Here is a 19,441-nt window from a genome sequence, read left to right on the forward strand (position 1 = left end):
TAAACAACTCACGATTCCGCAACGGTCGTGTTTACGTCGCCAAGCCGCTTCCGGCCTGACCCGCGGGTGGGCCGGAAGCGACGGCGAGGCCGCATCCGATGGAGAGAGAACGAAGGAGTTTGATCCATGCAACGACGACGATGGACGAGGCTGATCACGGCGCTCGGCGCCGGCGCGCTGGCCGCAGGGCTGCTCGCACCCGCCCCCGCGGCCGCGCAGACGCGCCCCGCACTCATCCCGGCCCTCACCGGCGCCGAGCTCGCCGGATCCTGGGCGGCGCCCCTGAGCACCCGAGGACGATACGTCGTCGACGCCGACGGCGACCGCTTCAAGCTGATGTCCGCGAACTGGGACGGCGCACAGGGGCACTGGAACGGGAGCGGATCCAAGGACGATCCCGCCACGCACAACAGCGGGGACAGCTACGACATCCCCATGGGGCTCGACCGGGTCGCGCTGCCGTCCCTGCTCAGCGACTTCCACGGTCTCGGGATCAACAGCATCCGCCTGCCCTTCTCGAACGAGATGCTCGGCATGACAGCCCCCGTACCGGATGCGGCCGTCGCCGCGAACCCGCAGCTGCGGGGGAAGACGCCGCTCCAGGTGTTCGACGCCGTGATCGCAGCGCTCACCGCCGACGGGTTCGCGGTGATCCTGAACAACCACACCACGACATCGCGCTGGTGCTGCAGCCATGACGACGGCAACACCAAGTGGTACAGCAGCCAGACGACCGAGAAGTGGATCTCGGACTGGGTCGCGCTCACCGAGCGCTACCGGACGAACCCGCGGGTCGTCGGCATGGATCTGCGCAACGAGGTGCGTCGCGACCTGATGGACGATGCGAACTGGGGCGGCGGCGACGGCAACGACCTCTACAAGGCGTATCAGCAGGCGGCGATCGCGATCCAGCGCGCGAACCCCGACGTCCTGGTGATCATGGAGGGCATCAACTGGCAGGGCGTGCCGCTGGACGGCGTGTACCACGACCGGCCCATGCTGAAGCCGGTCGCGAACATCTCGAACACGATCCTGCGCCCCGACAAGCTCCTCTACGCGGCGCATGTCTACGGATTCACCGGCCCCCAGCACACCGGGGCGACGGGCCTGGGCGAGACGCACGACCTGCGGTACCGCGACATGACGGCGACCCAGCTCGCGGACGCGGTGCGCCAGGAGGCCCTGTTCGTCACGACGCCGGGTCAGCACTACACCGCCCCGGTGTGGATGAGCGAGTTCGGCACCCGCGGCGCCGGTCAGACCGATCAGAAGGAGATCGCCTGGTGGAACAGCTTCACCGATCTCCTGGTCGCGAACGACACCGACTTCGCCGCCTGGCCGCTGGTCACCCAGGCCGATGCGTCAGGGGCGTTCGCCGACACCTTCGCGCTCCTCGGCTATCGTCCGGACGGCAGCCGGATCAGCATCGCCGACGACTGGCGGTACGCCGGCTGGCAGAAGCTCGTGACGAGCGCCGGCAGAACCGGGCAGGTGCCCGTCGAGACGCGCTGGAACATGCTCGGCAGCAACAGCTACCTCCCCGACACGAACGCCTCCGCCCTCATGCAGACCCGGCCCGACTGGGACTCCGGGCAGTGGAAGGGCGTCTGCCCCGACACCGAACGCCTGCAGGGGGTGTCGCGCAGCATCAACCGCGGGCTGTGCACCGATGCCGCGCAGCCCGGCCTCACGGCCGAGCGCACTGTCGTCTCGAACGAGGCGAACGTGCAGCAGGACTGGGCCGGCGGTTACAGCAAACTGCAGTGCGCACCGGGGCAGATGGCCGTCGGCTTCAGCCTGACGATCGGAACGACCAATCGCTGGGCCGCCTCGAAGCTGCTGTGCGCGCCGAGCACGAGTGCGCTCCCGACGAGCCAGGGACGCACGCTCTGGTTCGATCAGGGCGACAACCGCCCCGCGAGCGGCGGATCCACCGCGAGCGACTGGGCTCCGGGGCACTTCAAGGGGCAGTGCGCTGATGGCGAGTACATCGCCGGAATCGCCTACACCTACCAGCGCCTCCAGGGCGGCGTGCCGAGCGCGCTGCTCTGCAAGCCCCTGCAGTGACCATCGTGCGGGCGGCGGTCCTCGCCGCCCGCACGATCCGCCCGCACCGCGCACGACCGCACAGCCCACGACCGCACCCGCACGACCGCAGAAGGAACCCCCGTGATCGACACGATCCATGTCGTCTTCAAGACCCACCTCGACATCGGCTTCACCGCCCTCGCCCGCGACGTGGTCGACGGCTACGTCGAGCAGTACCTCCCCCGGGCGATCGACCTGGCCGAGGAGCTCGAACGCCGCGACGGACCCGCCAGCTTCGTCTGGACGACCGGATCCTGGCTCATCGACCACGTGCTGCGCCACGGATCGCCGGATCAGCGCGAGCGACTCGACGCCGCCCTGCGCGCGGGGCGGATCCGCTGGCACGGCCTGCCGCTCACGACGCACACCGAGCTCATGGACCCCTCCCTCGCGGCCTTCGCCGCATCGCTGTCGCGGGGGCTCGACGCGCGCTACGGCCGCCGCACGATCGCCGCGAAGATGACCGACGTACCGGGTCACACGATCGGACTCGTGCCGGTGCTGGCCGAGGCCGGGATCGAGTACCTGCACCTCGGGGTGAACGGGGCCTCGGCCGTGCCCGAGGTGCCGGAGTTCTTCGTGTGGCGCGCTCCCGGCGGCGCGGAGGTCGTCGTGAACTACGCGCGCTCCTACGGCTCGGAGGGCCTCGACCTCGCCGTCGTGCCCGGCGGCTCCGATGCGCTGCACCTCGCGCACACCGGGGACAACAACGGACCTCCCTCCGCCGCCGAGGTCGAGGAGCTGTTCGCGGACCTCGCCGCCGCGCATCCCGGAGCGCGGATCGTCGCTTCGGGCCTGGACGACTTCGCGCGTGCGCTGCTCGCGCACCGGGATGCGCTGCCCGTGCTGACCGAGGAGATCGGCGACACCTGGATCCACGGCGCGGGCGCGGATCCCCTGATCACCGCCGGACTGGGCGTGCTGCAGCGGCTGCGGACGGCGTGGCTGCGGGACGGGGCTCTTGATCCCTCATCGGCCGAGCATCACGATCTCGGCGTCGCACTCCTGCGCATCGCCGAGCACACCTGGGGCGAGGACCTGAAGACCTACCTCCCGGACTACGTGAACTACGCGAAGGCCGACTTCGCGGCGGCCCGCTCACGGGATGTCGTGGATCCCTCGGCGAACCCCGCGGACACCCGCGTCTACGACTGGGCGTGGGCGGAGCATCCGGCACCGCACCCGCTGACCTACTCCGGGTTCGAGGCGTCCTGGGCCGAGCAGCGCGCGCATCTCGACACCGCGCTCGCCGCCCTGTCCCCCGAGCGGGCCGCCGAGGCCCGCGTCGCGCTGGCGGAGCTGCGCCCGGCCGCCGGCTCTGACGTCGCACCAACCGTGTCCCACTTTCGGCCCCATCATGTCCCCATTCCGGCGGCAGAACAGACCCGGGAAGAGCCAGAAGTGGGACGCGGTAGTTTCATGGTCGGCGAGGAGGTGACGCTCGGACGGTTCGCCGTGCGGTTCGGCGCGGATGGGGCCATCGTCGGACTGCGCGATGAGCGCGGCGCCGTGTGGGCCGACGCCGAGCACACTCTCGGTTCGTTCCGGCATCAGACCTTCGACGAGCGGGACGAGCAGCGCTGGCTGCAGCAGTACTGCCGCGACCTCGCGCACACGGGCGTCTGGGCGATCCCCGACCAGGCGAGCCCCGGGCTCGCGATCGCGGAGACGCTGCCCGCCCGCGTCACCGTCCCCGAGGTTCAGAACCTGCGCACCGGCGCAGGTGACGACGGCGCCGACACCGCGATCGTCGAGCTGACTCTCCCGGAGGAGCTCGTCGCCGAGACGGGCGCTCCGGCGCGGATCATGGTCGAGTACCTGTTCCCTCAGGGCCCGGGGCCGATCCGGATCGTGCTCGACGTGTGCGGGCGCGAGGCGTCCCGCCTGCCGGAGGCGAGCTGGTTCGGCTTCCGGCCGGCCCCCGGCGACACGGCGGCCGACGGCGAGTGGACGCTGCAGAAGCTCGGCGTCGCGATCGACCCGCGCCGCGTGGTGAGCCGCGGCAACCGCACGCTGCACGCGGCGACGAGCGCGGACCGCGCCGGGACGCGTCCGGTGCGCATCCGCACGCTCGACGCCCCGCTGGTCGCGGTCGGATCCCCTGCCCTGTTGCGCTTCGAGGACGCGCTGCCGGATCCCGCCGACGGCTTCGCCGTCAACCTGCACAACAATGTGTGGGGGACGAACTTCCGGATGTGGTTCGATGACGACCTGCGCTATCGGTTCGAGCTGGACCTCGGCAGCGCCTCCGCCCCCGACGAGGAGACCCGATGACCGAATCACGTCCGAGCGCCGCAGACGAGCCTCTCGTCACGAGCCCGCTCGTGATCATGGCGTTGCGCCCCGACGGCTTCGAGGCGGTGTGGGCGGTCTCGCGCCTCGCCAGGGGAACGCTCGAGTGGCGCACCGGCGACGCGCGCGGTGAAGCCAGGATGGACGCGTTCGGCATGACGCCGCAGAGCGAGCGCGTCCTGCGCGTGCGGGCCGACGGCCTTCCCGCCGGCGCCGAGGTGCAGGTGCGCGCGGTGACGGTCGCGGTCGCGCACCCCGGGGCGCGGCATGCGAGCGCATGGAAGACCGTGCGCCTGCCGGACGGATCCGCCGAGAGCGCGAGGATCGCCGTCTGGAACGACACCCACCAGCACGACGACACGATCCGCGCCCTCGACGATCAGACGCCGCCTGTCGACCTGCTGGTGTGGAACGGCGACCTCTGCAACGACTGGACCACGCCAGACCGGTTCGCGGACACCGTGCTCGCGCCGGCGCAGCGCGACATCAGCGCGGACCGGCCCCTCGAGGTGCTGATCGGGAACCACGACGTGCGCGGCGACTGGGCGTTCCGGCTGCAGGAGTACGTCGCGACCCGCGATGCGCGGCCCTTCTCCGCCGCACGGATCGGCCCCGTGGCCTGCATCTTCCTGCACACCGGCGAGGACAAGCCCGATGCGCACCCGACGTTCCGCGGCCGGGTCGCATTCGAGCCGCTGCGCGCCGAGCAGGCGCAGTGGCTGCGGGAGGCGACGGCGCGGCCCGAGATCCGCGACGCACCGTACCGGCTCGTGTTCTGCCACATCCCGCTGCGCTGGGTCGACGAGACCCCGGCGGACTACGACGACGAGGGCTACGACTGGTTCAGCCGGATGAGCCGCGATGCCTGGCACGACGCTCTGGCCGCCTGGGGCGCGCAGCTCATCGTCTCCGGCCACACGCACGAGCCCGCCCTGATCCCGGCCGACCGGGAGTTCCCCTACGCGCAGGTCGTCGCCGGCGGCCCCGACCTCGACGCGTCCTCCGCAGAGGCGGCGACCTGGATCGACATCCAGGCGGATCGGGGATCCCTGCGGCTCACGATGCGCACGCTCGACGGCGCGGTGCGCTTCGCCGAGACGCTCGCGCCGCTCTGAGGGCGTCCGGGGGTGCGCCTACCGGCGCCTTACCAGCGTCGGCCGTTGCGGCGCTCCCACGCGGCCTCGACCGTGCGCGGGCGCCCGACGACGACGCCCGCGGGGATCGACAGCACGAGCATGATCGCGAGCACCCAGAGCGGCACCTGCCAGCCGCCGGTCGTGGTGTGCAGGACGCCCAGCAGCACCGGGAAGACGGCCGCGACGGTGTAGCCGAGGCTCTGCACGAAGCCGCTCAGCGCCACCGCCGTCTCCGGCTCCCGCGCGCGGATGCTGATGAGCACGAGGGCGAGGGGGAACAGCAGGCCGACCAGCCCGAACAGGGTCACCCAGAGCCACGCCAGCTCCGGCCGGTTCCAGAGGATGAGCCCGAGCGCACCGATCAGACCGCCGAGCGCACCGACGATGTAGAGCGGCGTCGTGGCGCGGAACCGCACCACGAGCAGCGGGACGACCAGCGACGCGGGCAGGCCGATGAAGGCGAACAGCGACAGCAGCGGTCCCGCCGCCTGCGCGCTCACGCCCTCGTACTGCACGAGGATCGTGGGCAGCCAGGCGAAGGCGGCGTACGCCATGGTCGAGGAGGTCGCGAACACGGCCGCGAGCGCCCAGGCCAGCGGGATCCTCGGCATCCGCGCGAAGATGCGCCCGTTCGAGGGGGCCACGACGATCGGCCCGGTCGCGGCGGCGACCGCGTCCTCGAGCGAGACGTCGCGGCCTTCGCGGATCCGCTCCTCCTGCTCCGGCTGCTCCGTCGCGGGTTCCGGATCCGCGGCGGTCGCATCCCGCGATGCGCCGATCCGATCGCGCACGAGCATGACGATCCACGGGATCGTGCCGGCCAGCGCGAACACGGCCCACATCGAGAGCGAGGTGCGCCATCCCGCGGTCTCCGCGATCGGCACGGCGACGAGCGGCGGGAGGAAGGTCGAGAAGGCCATGACCGTCGTGTAGACCGTCATCATCAGACCCATGCGGTCCGCGAAGTACTTCTTCACGAGCGGCGGCATGAGGATGTTCGCCATGCCCACGCCGGCGAAGACGAGCGCGGTCGCGATCACGAGCGTCACCGCGTTCACCGCGACGCCCCGCGCGATGAGCCCGAGCGTCACGGCGCTCAGCGCGATGACCGCGACCCGCTCCAGGCCGAGCCGGCGCTCGAAGAGCGGGGTCAGCAGGCCGAACAGCGCGAAGCACACGGGAGGGGCCGTGCCGATCAGGCCGATGATCGCCGGGGAGAGCGGGAAGTCCCGCCCGATCAGGTCGACGACCGGGGACAGCGAGGCCACCGCGGAGCGCAGCGAGAACGCGCACAGCACGATCCCGAGCACCGCCAGGGTGCGCCCCTGCCAGAGCGGACGGGTCTGCAGTCCGCCCGCCGTCACGAGGTCTGCGACCCCTCGAGCCAGCCCAGATACTCCTCCGTGACGGTTCCGGTGACGTACCGGCCGTCGAACGGGCTCATGTCGAGGTCCGTGAGCGCGGAACCCTCGGTGATCGCCGCCTTGAGGTCTTCGACCTCCTGGTACACGAGACGGTCGGCGCCCAGGACCTCGGCGATCTCGGGGATCGTCCGGCCGTGCGCGATGAGCTCGTGCTTCGACGGCATGTTGATGCCGTACACGTGCGGGTGACGGATCGGCGGAGCCGCGGAGGCGAAGATCACGGACTTCGCGCCCGCGTCGCGCGCCATCTGGATGATCTGCTTCGAGGTGGTGCCGCGCACGATCGAGTCGTCGATGAGCAGCACGTTCTTGCCCTTGAACTCGGTCGACATCGCGTTCAGCTTCTGCCGCACGCTCTTCTTGCGCACCGCCTGGCCGGGCATGATGAACGTCCGGCCCACGTAGCGGTTCTTGTAGAAGCCCTCGCGATACTCGATGCCGAGCTTGCGGGCGACCTCCATCGCGGCGGGCCGCGAGGAGTCGGGGATCGGCATGACCACGTCGATCTCGTCGAGCGGCACGTGCGTCGCGATCGTGTCCGCGAGGCGCTCGCCCATGCGCAGGCGCGACTCGTAGACCGAGATGCCGTTCATGACCGAGTCGGGTCGGGCCAGGTACACGTACTCGAACGCGCAGGGCGCGAGGACCGGGGCCTTCGCGCACTGCTTGGAGAACAGCGTGCCCTCGTTCGTGATGAAGACGGCCTCGCCGGGCTCGACCTCGCGGACGACCTCGTAGTCGCCGTTCTCGAGCACGAGCGACTCGCTCGCGACGACCCACTCCTCCTTGCCGTCCCTGACGCGCTTGCCGAGGATCAGCGGGCGGATCCCGAACGGATCCCGGAAGGCGAGCAGTCCGTAGCCGGCGAGGATCGCGATGACGGCGTAGGCGCCCTCGATCCGCTCATGCGTGCGCGCGACGGCCTCGAAGATGCGCTCGGAGTCGAGGTCGACGGTCGAGGTCGTGGTCTGCAGCTCGTGCGCGAGCACGTTCAGCAGCAGCTCGGTGTCGCTCGAGGAGTTCAGATGACGGCGATCGCGGTGCGCCATGTCGGCGGTGAGCTCACGCGTGTTGGTGAGGTTGCCGTTGTGGATGAGGACGATGCCGTAGGGCGCGTTCACGTAGAACGGCTGGGCCTCCTCCTCGCTCGACGCGGTGCCCTTCGTGGCGTAGCGGACGTGGCCGAGGCCGACGTTTCCGAGCAGCGAGCGCATGTCGCGGGTGCGGAACGCCTCGCGCACCATGCCCTCCGCCTTGGCCATGTGCATGACGCCGCCGGGCTCGGCCGTGGCGATGCCGGTCGCGTCCTGTCCGCGGTGCTGCAGCAGGAGGAGCGCGTCGTAGATGTCCTGGTTGACCGGGCTGTGCCCGACCATTCCGACGATGCCGCACATGGGTGTCAGTTCGCTCCGTCCGCGTAGGCGCCGACCAGGCGCACGGCACCGCCGTCGACGCCCTTGGCGCCCTGTTCGAAGTCTCCGGCCGGGCGCGCGGCGACGGCGTCGAGCCGCACCGTCCCGACCTGCCAGGTGTCGATGCCGCCGGCCGTGAGGGCCTCGCCGATCGCGGGGGCGGAGGCGGCGTCGACGACCGCGAGGAAGCCGATGCCGAGGTTCCAGGTGCCCTCGCTGGACTCCAGCGTGGTGCCCGCCAGGTCGCTCAGCACGCGGAACACCGGAGCGGGCGACCACGTGGAGCGGTCGACCTCGGCCCAGGATCCCTGCGGCAGGACGCGCGCGAGGTTGGCCGCGATACCGCCGCCCGTGACGTGGCTGAGGGAGTGCACCGCGCCGTCGAACTGCTCCGCGATGCCGAGCAGCGGGGTCGTGTAGAGGCGGGTCGGGGTCAGCAGCGCCTCGCCCCAGGTGCTGCCCAGGTCGGCGGCGCGGTCGCCGTAGCCGATCCCGGCCTTCGCGAGGATGTGCCGCACGAGCGAGTAGCCGTTCGAGTGCAGGCCGCTGGAGGCGAGGGCGAGGACGACGTCGCCGTCCTGCACGCGCTCGGATCCGAGGATCCGGTCCGCCTCGACGATGCCGGTCGCCGCGCCCGCGACGTCGTAGTCGTCGACGCCCAGCAGACCCGGGTGCTCGGCCGTCTCGCCGCCGACGAGGGCGGTGCCAGTGAGCTCGCACGCCTCGGCGATGCCGCGCACGATATCGGCGATGCGCTCGGGGAAGACCTTGCCGCAGGCGATGTAGTCGGTCATGAACAGCGGCTTCGCGCCGACCACGACGATGTCGTCCACGACCATGCCGACCAGGTCGTGCCCGATCGTGTCGTGCTTGTCGATCGCCTGCGCGATCGCGACCTTGGTGCCGACGCCGTCGGTGCTCGACGCGAGCAGCGGCCGGCGGTAGCCGAGCAGGGCGGAGGCGTCGAAAAGCCCGGCGAATCCGCCGACCCCGCCGAGCACCTCGGGTCCGTGCGTGGCACGGACGGCGGACTTCATGAGTTCGACGGCTCGATCGCCGGCTGCCGTATCGACGCCGGCCTCAGCATAGGTGCGGGAGGACACCCGACAATCCTACCGGCGGGCGGCTGTGCGGTCGCCCGCCGGCCGGGGCCCGCGGAGGCGGACCGGCGCCCGGGATCCGCGTCCTCGATCGTGACCCGCAATCGGGCCCCGCGCGGCCCGGAAATCCGTACGATGGGCGCATGGTCGACAAGCCGCAGTGGCTGGTGCGCGAGGAGGCCGGGATCCCGGTGCTCATCGCGCTCGCGCTGCGCCAGCGGCTGGGGATCCGGATCCCGGCGGAGCTGCCGACGTTGAGGGACCACCCGCTGCGCGCCTTCGACGACGGCGGGGTGGACGACGCGCTCGAGCGGCAATGGCGGGCCTACTGGGACATGACGGTCGAACCCGAGTCGCATCCGTCCCGGTCTCCGCTCGAGCTCATCGACGGCTTCGACACGATCGTCGCGCTCCCCGCCGTGGGGGCGGAGCGGCTGCGCGCGGCGATCGCGCCGCTCGCGGCCGAGGTGGTGCGCTACGCGAACGAGGCCCAGAAGCGCTATTCGCGCTCGGTCTCCGGAACCGGCGACCCGTACCGCGCCTATGCCGCCGCGCTCGCCGAGTTCGAGCGCGACACCGGACGCCGCGCGCACTCCTTCGAGCTCAACGTGCACGTCCTGCCGCTCGCGCAGCGCGGGATCTGGCGCATCGGCGCCTTCAGCATCGCGGTGACCGACAGCCTCCGGCACGACCCCGTGGACTTCGACAGCGCGATCCGCCCCGTGATCGCCGAGGTGGCGTGACGGGATCCCCGGGTTTGGGGCGCGTCTGCTCCGTTCGGGGCGCGTCACCGCCGTCGAGCGCGGTCTGCTGCGCCCCAAAACGGGATGGTGTGCCCCGAAACTTGCGAACGGCGGGACGGCGCCCGGATCCCGGGCCCGGCGGATTACTCCGCGACGGTCTCGCGATCGACGCGCACCACTCGCTCGCTGCGGCGCGCGGCGCGCTCGAGGATGAGCGCGAGGACGCCGAGGAGGGCGATGCCGACCGGCACCGTCCACAGCAGCAGGAAGCCGAACACCTGACCGAACGGGTAGGCGACCTGCGTCGCCTCCGACGCGTCGAAGTTGCCGAACACGGTCAGCACGAAGGCGAGGACCACGCCCACGCCCACGCCGATGCCGAGGAAGACGCCCCAGCGCGGCGCACGACGGACGCGCGCCTCGACGATCTCGGGCGTGCGGTCCGGCTGCGGCGTGCTCATGCCTCCATTCTCCCACGCGCACCTGTGGGCCGCTCCGCGCGAGAGCGACCTTGCCGCGCGGTCAGGGGCGCAGCGGCAGCAGATCGGTGAGATCCGCGCGGGTGCCGGAGGCGTGGATCCGGCCCGCGTCGAGCGCGGACGCCCAGCTCTCGGATCCGGTCGCGACCGCGATCCACGTGGCCGGATCCAGCTCGACGACGTTCGGCGGGGTCCCGCGCGTGTGCCGCGGCCCCCGCACCACCTGCACGGCGCCGAACGGCGGCACGCGCACCTCGACGCTGTTGCCCGGCGCCTTCTCGTCCAGCAGCTGCAGCAGATACCGCACGGCCGTGGCGTAGTCGGAGCGGGCGGGCTTCCCGCCGGCGGCGAGCGCCGCACGGGCGGCATCGAGCGCTGCGCGCCCCGCGGTGGTGTCGATCCTGCTCGCCATAGGTCCATGCTAGGCACCACGGGCATAGGCTCGGCACGATGACTTCCTCCGCCGAGACACCCGCCACGGACACCGCCGGGGCGCGCGCCGACCTGCTCGCGGCGGCGGCGAAGGGCGCGCTCGGCCTCGGACGCTTCCCCGGGGTCGATGACGACGCGCACGCCGCGTCCGTGCTGATCCTGTTCGGACGCCTCGACGACGAGCCGTCCGACGCGGATGCGGTCACGGTGCCGGCCGATCTCGACGTGCTGCTGCAGCGCCGTGCGGCGACGCTCTCCTCGCATCCTGGTCAGGTCTCCTTCCCGGGCGGTCGCCGCGAGGACGAGGATCCGGATCCCGCCGCGACGGCTCTCCGCGAGGCGCAGGAGGAGACCGGGCTGGATCCCGCCGGCGTCGAGATCCTCGCGACACTCCCCGAGATCCCCCTCGCCGCCAGCAATCACCTCGTCACGCCGGTGCTGGGCTGGTGGCGCGAGCCGTCACGGGTCGTCGCGGTGGATCACGCCGAGACCGTGCAGGTGTTCCGCGTGCCGGTCGCGACGCTGCTGGATCCGGCGACCCGGTTCACCTCGACCCTCACCCGGATGGGGCAGACCTTCCGCGGGCCCGCCTTCGACGTCGACGGCACGATCGTGTGGGGCTTCACGGCGATGGTGCTCGACGGCGTCTTCGAGGCCGCCGGCTGGACCCTGCCGTGGGACCGCGCCGACGAGCGGCCCATCCGTCTCGAACTGTGACCGTCGCACGGCTTCACGACGGTCATCGACGGGCGGCCGCTCGGTAGGCTGACGGGGTGAAGATCCTCGTCCTCGGTTCCGGTGCCCGTGAGCACGCGATCATCCTCGCCCTGCGCGCCGAGCGGAAGGGCCACGAGATCCTCTGCGCCCCGGGCAACGCCGGGATCGCGCAGGACGCGACGCTGGTCGAGGTGGATCCGATGGACGGCTCGGCCGTCCGTGCCTTCGCCGACGAGCACGGCGTCGACCTCGTCGTCATCGGCCCGGAGGCGCCGCTCGTCGCGGGCGTCGCCGACGTGGTGCGCGCGCACGGGATCCCGGTGTTCGGACCCGGCCGCGCCGCAGCGCAGCTGGAGGGATCGAAGGCGTTCGCGAAGCGGATCATGGAGGCGGCCTCGGTGCCGACCGGCCGCGCCGTGCGCGCCGCGACCGCCGCCGAGGTCGAGGCGGCGTTCGACGACCTCGGCGCCCCCTACGTCGTGAAGGCCGACGGACTCGCCGCGGGCAAGGGCGTCATCGTCACCCCCGACCGCGCCGCCGCGCTCGCCCACGCCGAGCAGTACCTTCCGCACGGTCCCGTGCTCATCGAGGAGTTCCTGACGGGCCCCGAGGTCTCACTGTTCTTCCTCAGCGACGGCGACACGGTGCGCGCGCTGAGCCCCGCGCAGGACTTCAAGCGCGCCTTCGACGGCGACGAGGGCCCGAACACCGGCGGCATGGGCGCCTACTCGCCCCTGCCGTGGCTCGACGAGCAGTTCGGCAGCGAGGCGGCCTTCGTCGAGGAGGTCACCCGCACCGTCGCCCTCCCGGTCGTGAAGCAGCTCGACGCCGAGGGCACGCCGTTCATCGGCCTGCTCTACGCCGGCCTCATCCTCACGCCGAACGGCGTGCGCGTGATCGAGTTCAACGCGCGCTTCGGCGATCCGGAGACCCAGGTGGTGCTGCCGCGCCTGCGCACTCCGCTCTCGCAGTTGCTGCTCGCCGCCGCCACCGGCACGCTCGAGGACGAGCCGCAGCCCGAGTTCCGCGACGACGTCGCGATCACCGTGGTGCTCGCGAGCGAGGGCTACCCCGAGGCGCCGCAGACCGGCCGTCCGATCGAGGGCCTGGCCGAGGCCGCGGCCGTCGAGGGCGTCGGCATCGTGCACGCGGCGACCGCGGGTCCGGACGCACCGGGGGGCAACCTCATCGCGACCGGCGGCCGCGTGCTCAACGTCGTCGCGACCGGATCCGACTTCGCCGACGCCCGCTCCCGCGCCTATGAGGCCCTCGGCCGGATCCGCCTCGACGGCGCGCACCACCGCACCGACATCGCCGCCCGCGTCGCGCAGTAGTCCGCGGCGGCAGCCCGGGCGCGCGGCTCCCCCGCTCCGTGACGGGCCCGCGCACGCCGACGCCGCTCCGTGGGTGCACCCTTACGCGTCGACGCCCCCTCTGAGCATCCGCGCCCCCTCGTATTGACGTACATACGAGGGGGCGTCGGTGCTCAGAGGGGGCGTCGGCGCTCAGAGGGGGCGTCGGCGAGACTGCCGGCCGCGCGAGACTGCCGCGTGAGACAGCATCAACGAGGCTGCCGCCGCGTCAGCGCTTCACGAGGTGCGCCGGGCGCTGCATGAACAGGATCCCGATCACGCCGAGGAGCAGGACGGCGGCGGGCAGGATCATCGACTGCGCCATGGCCGTGGAGAATCCGGTCACGACGAACTCCGGCAGCTTGCCCGTGCCGAAGTCGCCGCCGTGGCTGGCGGCCCCCGGAAGGTTCGCCTCCAGACGGCCCTGCATGAGCGCGGCGATCGCGGCCGAGCCGAGCACCGAACCGATCGTCCGGGTGGTGTTGTAGATGCCCGCTCCCGCGCCCGCCTGGCGCGGCTCGAGGTTGCGCGTGGCCGTGGTGGCCAGCGGTCCCCACATGCCGGCCTGGCCGATGCCCATGAGCGCCGAGGGCAGCAGGAACATCCAGATCGGGGTGTCCGGGTTCATCAGCAGGCCGTACCAGATCAGGGCGACCGTGGTGAGGCCGAGGCCCGGCACGAGCAGGACGCGCGGATCGACGCGGTCGAGGATGCGGCCCGCGATCGGGGCGAGCACGCCCGACAGCACCGCCATCGGGATCAGCAGCAGCGCCGCCTCGGTCGGCGTGAGACCGCGGGCGAGCTGGTAGAAGAACATCATCGGCAGCGACATCGAGGTCACGGTGAACCCGACCGTGGCGATCCCGAAGTTCGCGACCGAGAAGTTGCGGTCCCGGAACAGTCCGAGCGGCACGAGCGGCTCGCTGCGGGTCTTCGCCTGCTGCCAGATGAAGACGGCCATCACCACGATGCCTGCCGCGATCATCGCCCAGATCCAGCCGGCCCAGTCGTAGTGCTGGCCCTCCTGCAGGCCGAAGACGATGAGGAACAGGCCGAGAGCGCTGAGAACGACGCCGACCATGTCGAAGCGGTGCTCGTGGGTCTTCAGGTGCGGGACGAGGATCCAGGCGAGCACGAAGCCGATCACGCCGACCGGCAGGTTGATGAAGAAGATCCACTCCCAGCCGAAGCCGTCCACGAGCAGACCGCCGGCGAGCGGGCCGACGAGCGTCGCCACGCCGGCCGTCGCACCCCACAGGCCCATCGCGGCGCCGCGGCGCTCGGCCGGGAAGGTGCGCGTGATGACCGCCATGGTCTGCGGAGTCATCAGCGCGGCACCGAGGCCCTGCACGGCGCGGAACGCGATCAGCATCCCGAGGGAGTTGGAGAGGCCGCAGCCGAGCGAGGCCAGCGTGAAGATCGTCAGACCGATCAGGTACATGTTCTTCGGGCCGAACCGGTCGCCGAGGCGTCCGGTGATCAGCAGCGGCACGGCGTAGGCGAGCAGGTAGGCGCTCGTCACCCACACCACGTTGTCGAGGTTGTTCGTGGACGGGTCGAGCGCCGCCTTGATCGCGGGGTTCGCGACCGAGACGATCGTGGTGTCCACGAGGATCATGAAGAAGCCGATGACCAGCGCCCAGAGGGCGGGCCAGGGGCTCTTCGGCTTGTGGCCGACGGCGTAGGCGCCGGTCGACGTACCGATGGTTTCAGCCATTCTGGTGTGCCTTTCGCTTGGCAAGAAGGTGGTCCGGATCCGGCCCCCACGCGAAGTCGGGGGATGAGATCCGGGGGATCAGGGTGCCGAGCCAGTCGATCTCCGCCTGCAGCATCAGGCGGTGCCGGATCGGCTCGAGGAGGTACTGCTCCGGCACGTCGCGGGTTCCGGCGCCGTCGAGCGCGGCGCCGATCGTCGCCAGCTCTTCGCGCAACAGCGCGAGCCGCTGCGTGAGCAGGTCGACCGCCTCGTCCCGGTCGAGGTTGTGCGCCTCGGCCAGGGCCACGCGGAACGGGGTCTGCCGCCGGCTGCCGCCGAGTTCGCGGCGCACCCATTCGCGCACCGCGTCCGCGCCGGCCGGCGTGACCGCGTACGTCGTGCGCTCGGGGCGGTTGCCGTCGCGATCGACGCCGACCTCCTCGAGCAGGCCCTGCCCGTTCAGGCGGGAGACGGTGTGGTACAGCGTGCCGTTGGAGATCGGGATGATCCGGTCGTCGCGTCGGGCGCGCAGCAGCCGCGCCATCTCGTACGGGTGCATGTCGCCCTCGCTGAGCAGCGCGAGCACCATCACCCCCAGAGAGGTGAGCGCCGGATCCTTCACCATCACTCCATCCCGACTAGTCCATGTGGACTAATCCGCTCACGACTATACGCCGCACCGGAGCCCCGCGCCAGCGTTTCTCGTGCCGGAGCACTCATCGCAGCGCCGCCGTGAGCTGGGCGGATGTCAGCGCGCGATCGGCGTAGACGAGGCGGAGGACCGCCGGATCCGGGTTGCCCAGATCCGGCGCGCGGTGCACGAGGCGGAGCCCGACCCTCTCCGCCACGGCGGCGGAGGCCCGGTTGTGCTCGACGAGGTAGGCGATGACCGGGACCTCGGGGGCGACCTGTGCGGCAGCCTCGACCGCGGCGCGGGCGACCTCCGTCGCGTAGCCGCGGCCGTGGTGGTCGGCGGAGATCCGGTAGCCGAGGTTCCACACCCGGGCGGGACCGTCCGGGCCGGCGTCCGGCGCGTCGGCGCCGAGCATCGTGCTGCCGCCGTTGCCGATGACCTCGCCGGTCTCGCGCAGCCGCACGATCCAGGATCCGAGTCCATGGGCCCGCCAGCTCGACTCCCAGCGCTCGATCATGGCGGCGACGCGTTCCGGCTCGGTCGGCCGCAGGCTCGGGAAGTGCGTCCACACGCGGGGATCGCTGTTGACGGCGAAGACGGCGTCGAGGTCGCCCGGCTCGGGGCGACGCAGGCTGAGTCGGTCGGTCAGGATCTCACGGGGGAAGTCGGCGCTCACCCGAGCACACTAGGCGGGACCTCGGACATCGCCGCCCGCTCCGTGCCCGAGCCGGCGGGACGCCCGCGATAATGGACGCGTGAGCACACCCCTCGAACTCTCCGGCTGGCGTCACCTCTACTCCGGCAAGGTCCGCGATCTGTACGCGCCGGAGGATCCGGCGGACAAGCGGCTGCTGGTCGTGGCGAGCGATCGGGTCAGCGCGTTCGACTTCGCGCTCGAGCCGCCGATCCCGGAGAAGGGCGCGCTGCTCACGGGCCTCAGCCGCTGGTGGTTCGACCGGCTCGCGGAGGGCGCGGATCCGATCCCCAACCACCTGGTGGACGGCGACGTGCCCGCCGAGGTCGCCGACCGCGCGATGCTGGCCCGGTCGCTCGAGATGCTGCCGATCGAGTGCGTGGTGCGCGGCTACCTGACCGGATCCGGCTGGCTCGAGTACCAGCAGAGCGGGACGGTCTGCGGGATCCCGCTGCCCGCCGGACTGCAGAACGGCGACCGGCTGCCCGAGCCGCTGTTCACGCCCGCGTACAAGGCGCCGATGGGCGAGCACGACGAGAACATCACCTTCGAGCGCACCGCTGAGATCGTGGGCGCCGAGCGCGCCGCCGAACTCCGCGACCTGTCGCTCGCGATCTACCGACGCGCCGCCGCGGTGGCGGAGGAGCGCGGCCTCATCCTCGCCGACACCAAGTTCGAATTCGGCGTCGACGCCGACGGCGTCCTCCGCCTCGCCGACGAGGTGCTGACCAGCGACTCCTCCCGGTACTGGGACGCCGCGTCGTGGCGGACCGGATCCACCCCCGCCGAGCGGATGGCGAGCTTCGACAAGCAGATCGTGCGGGACTGGCTGAGCGCGCACTGGGACAAGCAGGGCACCCCGCCCGTGCTTCCCGAGGAGGTCGTCGCGCAGACCGCCGCCCGCTATGCGGAGCTGCTCGGCCGCCTGACGGCCTGACCCGGCGGGGTGGCCCGGGGGCCGGTTCAGAACCGTGTCCCACTTTCGGCTGCAAAACAGGCCGTCTCGCCGCCGAATTCGGGACACGGCGCCACCAGAAGTGGGACACGGTCTGCAAGAACGGGGACACGGTCCGTCGCCACGACGCGAGCTCCCAGGGAACGCCCAGGATAGGGTTTCTCCAGCCCCCTCCCCCGATCCCGAGGAGTCCGCATGTCCCTGTGGAAGATCCACGGCGACGGACGCACCGTCGAACCCGGCGCCGTCGTCCGCCCCGATGAGCGCCTGAACTGGCCCGCCACGATCGCGATCGGCGTGCAGCACGTCGTGGCGATGTTCGGCGCGACGTTCCTGGTGCCGATCCTCACCGGCTTCCCGGTGCCGACGACCCTCCTGTTCAGCGGTGTGGGCACGATCCTGTTCCTGCTGATCACGCGGAACAAGCTGCCCAGCTACCTCGGATCCTCGTTCGCGTTCATCGCCCCCGTGACCGCCGCGACGGCCGCTCACGCCGCGGGCGGCGACAGCGGGATCGGCGCGGCCCTCGCGGGCATCGTCGCGGTCGGCGTGCTGCTCGCGATCATCGGCGTCGTCGTGCACGTCGCCGGCGTGAAGTGGGTGGACCGGTTCCTGCCGCCCGTGCTGGCGGGCACGATCGTCGCGCTGATCGGGTTCAACCTCGCCGGCGCCGCCTACGGCAACTTCGCCAAGGCGCCCGTCACGGCGACCTTCACCCTCGCGATCACGATCGTGTTCGCGGTGCTGTTCCGCGGCTTCCTGGGCCGGATCTCGATCTTCCTCGGCGTGATCGCGGGCTACATCTTCGCCGCCTTCCGCGGCGAGCTCGACTTCTCCGCGGTCGACAAGGCGGCCTGGGTCGGCCTGCCCACGTTCCACTTCCCCGACTTCGGAACGCCGAGCGTGTGGAGCGGGATCGCGATGTTCCTGCCGGTCGTGCTCGTGCTCATCGCCGAGAACGTCGGTCACGTCCGCGGCGTCGCGACCATGGTCGAGGATCCGGAGATCAACGCGCAGACCGGGAAGGCGCTCATCGCCGACGGCGTCTCGACCACGATCGCCGGCCTCTTCGGCGGATCCGGGACCACCACCTATGGCGAGAACATCGGCGTGATGGCGTCGACCAGGGTGTACTCGACCGCGGCCTACTGGGTCGCCGGCATCGCCGCGATCCTGCTCAGCCTCTCGCCGAAGTTCGGTGCGATCATCAACTCGGTGCCCCCGGGCGTGCTCGGCGGGATCACGACCGGGCTCTACGGCCTCATCGGCGTGATCGGCATCAAGATCTGGGTGGACAACCGCGTCGACTTCTCGCGCCCCGTGAACCAGTTCACCGCCGCGGTCGCACTGGTCATCGCGGTCGGCGGCTTCTCGATCGCGATCAAGGACTCGGGCTTCGTGCTCGGCGGCATCGTCATCGCGACGGTGGCCGCGATCGTGATCTACCACGGCGGCAACGCGATCGCCCGGCTGCGCAAGTCCGGGGCGGACGACCCCCGCCCGCTCGAGGCCGTCGGCCCGATGGGCGGCGACCCCGCCTGATCGGCGCCCCGATCAGCGCGAAGCCCGCGCGCGCGGCTCGGATCCCGAGCCCGGCGCGGGCTTCGTCATGCCGGGAAGGGGCGCCGCGGGCTCCGGCAGACCGTAGCGGCGGTGCACCCAGCGGCGCGCCTCCTCGAGCGGATACGAGTCGCCGTAGACGATGCACTGCCCGACGATCCCGTCGAGCGTGCTGCGGAGCATGATCTCCTCGAGCGCCGGATCCGCATCGCCGCGGTCGCGGAAGATCGATCGCACGGCGTCCTCCGCCGCGACGACCCCCGCCATGTGCCGCCGCTCCCCCTCCGCGAACAGCGCCCGCGTGGTGGGCTGCTGCTGCAGCGCGACCACCACCCGCTGCAGCGGGAGGGCGACCGCGGTCATGCCGAGTGCGGTGTCGATGATGGCGGCGAGCCGCACCTCGGGGGGAAGCGACGCCGCGGACGGCGGCAGGGCCTGCTCCTCGAGCGCGCGGCCCGGCACGGGCGGCGGCCCGCTGTGCGCGATGCCGAGCAGCATGTCGAACCAGCGGTCGATCACGGCCTGGACGAGTTGCTCCTTGCCGCCGAAGTAGTAGTTGACGAGGCCCTGCGCGACGCCCGCGCGCCCGGTGATGTCGGCGATCGTGGCGCCGTCGATCCCGCGCTCGGCGAAGACCCCGATCGCCGCCTCGAGCAGGCTCTCGCGCGAGCGCTCCCGGGCGATGCGGTTCTGCTCCGGGGAGCGAGCCATGCGCCGTGCCTTCCGG

17 protein-coding genes are annotated in these 19,441 nt (G+C 71.7%); 8 read left to right on the plus strand and 9 right to left on the minus strand.

Annotation, left to right across the window (positions count from 1 at the left end; translation table 11 throughout):
• Positions 1–126: 126 nt before the first annotated feature.
• The 3 genes from ACIPY5_RS07350 (at position 127) to ACIPY5_RS07360 (ending at position 5,495) form a co-directional block, all read left to right on the plus strand.
• Positions 127–2,067 carry a glycoside hydrolase family 5 protein gene (locus tag ACIPY5_RS07350; protein WP_400968643.1) on the plus strand — a complete coding sequence of 647 codons (1,941 nt, stop codon included), beginning with the start codon at positions 127–129 and terminating at the stop codon, positions 2,065–2,067.
• A gap of 102 nt (positions 2,068–2,169) precedes the next feature.
• The gene (locus ACIPY5_RS07355; protein WP_400968645.1) at positions 2,170–4,362 is read left to right on the plus strand and encodes a DUF5054 domain-containing protein; all 2,193 of its coding nucleotides are present in this window, start codon (positions 2,170–2,172) and stop codon (positions 4,360–4,362) included.
• A complete protein-coding gene (locus tag ACIPY5_RS07360; RefSeq protein ID WP_400968648.1) occupies positions 4,359–5,495 on the plus strand; it encodes a metallophosphoesterase family protein in 1,137 nt (378 codons plus the stop codon). The genes ACIPY5_RS07355 and ACIPY5_RS07360 overlap by 4 nt, the downstream gene beginning before the upstream one ends.
• Positions 5,496–5,524: 29 nt before the next feature.
• Here ACIPY5_RS07360 and ACIPY5_RS07365 read toward each other — a convergent pair whose 3' ends face one another.
• The 3 genes from ACIPY5_RS07365 to purM are packed head-to-tail and all read right to left on the minus strand — an operon-like array spanning position 5,525 to position 9,455.
• A complete protein-coding gene (locus tag ACIPY5_RS07365; protein ID WP_400968651.1) occupies positions 5,525–6,880 on the minus strand; it encodes a CynX/NimT family MFS transporter in 1,356 nt (451 codons plus the stop codon).
• Positions 6,877–8,334: an amidophosphoribosyltransferase gene (purF, locus tag ACIPY5_RS07370; RefSeq protein ID WP_400968654.1), complete on the minus strand. Its 1,458-nt coding sequence runs from the start codon at positions 8,332–8,334 to the stop codon at positions 6,877–6,879. Before purF ends, ACIPY5_RS07365 begins: the two co-directional genes overlap by 4 nt.
• 5 nt (positions 8,335–8,339) lie before the next feature.
• On the minus strand, positions 8,340–9,455 hold the full coding sequence (gene purM / locus ACIPY5_RS07375; protein ID WP_400968657.1) for a phosphoribosylformylglycinamidine cyclo-ligase: 1,116 nt from the start codon (positions 9,453–9,455) through the stop codon (positions 8,340–8,342).
• 140 nt (positions 9,456–9,595) lie between these two features.
• Here purM and ACIPY5_RS07380 point away from each other — a divergent pair, with 140 nt between their 5' ends.
• On the plus strand, positions 9,596–10,195 hold the full coding sequence (locus ACIPY5_RS07380) for a zinc-binding alcohol dehydrogenase (RefSeq protein WP_309338812.1): 600 nt from the start codon (positions 9,596–9,598) through the stop codon (positions 10,193–10,195).
• Positions 10,196–10,338: 143 nt separating this feature from the next.
• Here ACIPY5_RS07380 and ACIPY5_RS07385 read toward each other — a convergent pair whose 3' ends face one another.
• Positions 10,339–10,656, minus strand: coding sequence for a potassium transporter Trk (locus ACIPY5_RS07385; RefSeq protein WP_309338810.1), 318 nt, complete (start codon positions 10,654–10,656; stop codon positions 10,339–10,341).
• 61 nt (positions 10,657–10,717) lie between these two features.
• Complete coding sequence (locus ACIPY5_RS07390; protein WP_400968661.1) at positions 10,718–11,086, minus strand: sterol carrier family protein; 369 nt, start codon at positions 11,084–11,086, stop codon at positions 10,718–10,720.
• A 38-nt stretch (positions 11,087–11,124) separates the two neighbouring features.
• Here ACIPY5_RS07390 and ACIPY5_RS07395 point away from each other — a divergent pair, with 38 nt between their 5' ends.
• Positions 11,125–11,823, plus strand: coding sequence for an NUDIX hydrolase (locus ACIPY5_RS07395; RefSeq protein ID WP_400968664.1), 699 nt, complete (start codon positions 11,125–11,127; stop codon positions 11,821–11,823).
• Positions 11,824–11,879: 56 nt separating this feature from the next.
• Positions 11,880–13,157, plus strand: coding sequence for a phosphoribosylamine--glycine ligase (purD, locus tag ACIPY5_RS07400; RefSeq protein ID WP_400968667.1), 1,278 nt, complete (start codon positions 11,880–11,882; stop codon positions 13,155–13,157).
• 247 nt (positions 13,158–13,404) lie between these two features.
• Here purD and ACIPY5_RS07405 read toward each other — a convergent pair whose 3' ends face one another.
• The 3 genes from ACIPY5_RS07405 to ACIPY5_RS07415 all read right to left on the minus strand — a co-directional run bounded on the left by ACIPY5_RS07405 (position 13,405) and on the right by ACIPY5_RS07415 (position 16,181).
• Complete coding sequence (locus ACIPY5_RS07405; protein WP_400968670.1) at positions 13,405–14,892, minus strand: DHA2 family efflux MFS transporter permease subunit; 1,488 nt, start codon at positions 14,890–14,892, stop codon at positions 13,405–13,407.
• Entirely contained in the window at positions 14,885–15,496 is a 612-nt protein-coding gene (locus ACIPY5_RS07410) for a PadR family transcriptional regulator (RefSeq protein ID WP_400968673.1), read from the minus strand. The genes ACIPY5_RS07405 and ACIPY5_RS07410 overlap by 8 nt, the downstream gene beginning before the upstream one ends.
• A gap of 91 nt (positions 15,497–15,587) precedes the next feature.
• Positions 15,588–16,181 (minus strand): GNAT family N-acetyltransferase, encoded by a 594-nt coding sequence (locus ACIPY5_RS07415; protein WP_400968676.1) that lies wholly within the window; start codon positions 16,179–16,181, stop codon positions 15,588–15,590.
• Between the two features lie 79 nt (positions 16,182–16,260).
• Here ACIPY5_RS07415 and ACIPY5_RS07420 point away from each other — a divergent pair, with 79 nt between their 5' ends.
• On the plus strand, positions 16,261–17,136 hold the full coding sequence (locus tag ACIPY5_RS07420) for a phosphoribosylaminoimidazolesuccinocarboxamide synthase (protein WP_400968678.1): 876 nt from the start codon (positions 16,261–16,263) through the stop codon (positions 17,134–17,136).
• Positions 17,137–17,349: 213 nt separating this feature from the next.
• On the plus strand, positions 17,350–18,696 hold the full coding sequence (locus tag ACIPY5_RS07425) for a uracil-xanthine permease family protein (protein WP_400968681.1): 1,347 nt from the start codon (positions 17,350–17,352) through the stop codon (positions 18,694–18,696).
• A gap of 12 nt (positions 18,697–18,708) precedes the next feature.
• Here ACIPY5_RS07425 and ACIPY5_RS07430 read toward each other — a convergent pair whose 3' ends face one another.
• Positions 18,709–19,425 (minus strand): TetR/AcrR family transcriptional regulator, encoded by a 717-nt coding sequence (locus ACIPY5_RS07430; RefSeq protein ID WP_400968683.1) that lies wholly within the window; start codon positions 19,423–19,425, stop codon positions 18,709–18,711.
• Positions 19,426–19,441: the final 16 nt, after the last annotated feature.

Origin of the sequence: Microbacterium sp. NPDC089698 (assembly GCF_044749045.1) — a bacterium.
In the GTDB taxonomy this organism is placed as follows: Bacteria; Actinomycetota; Actinomycetes; order Actinomycetales; family Microbacteriaceae; genus Microbacterium.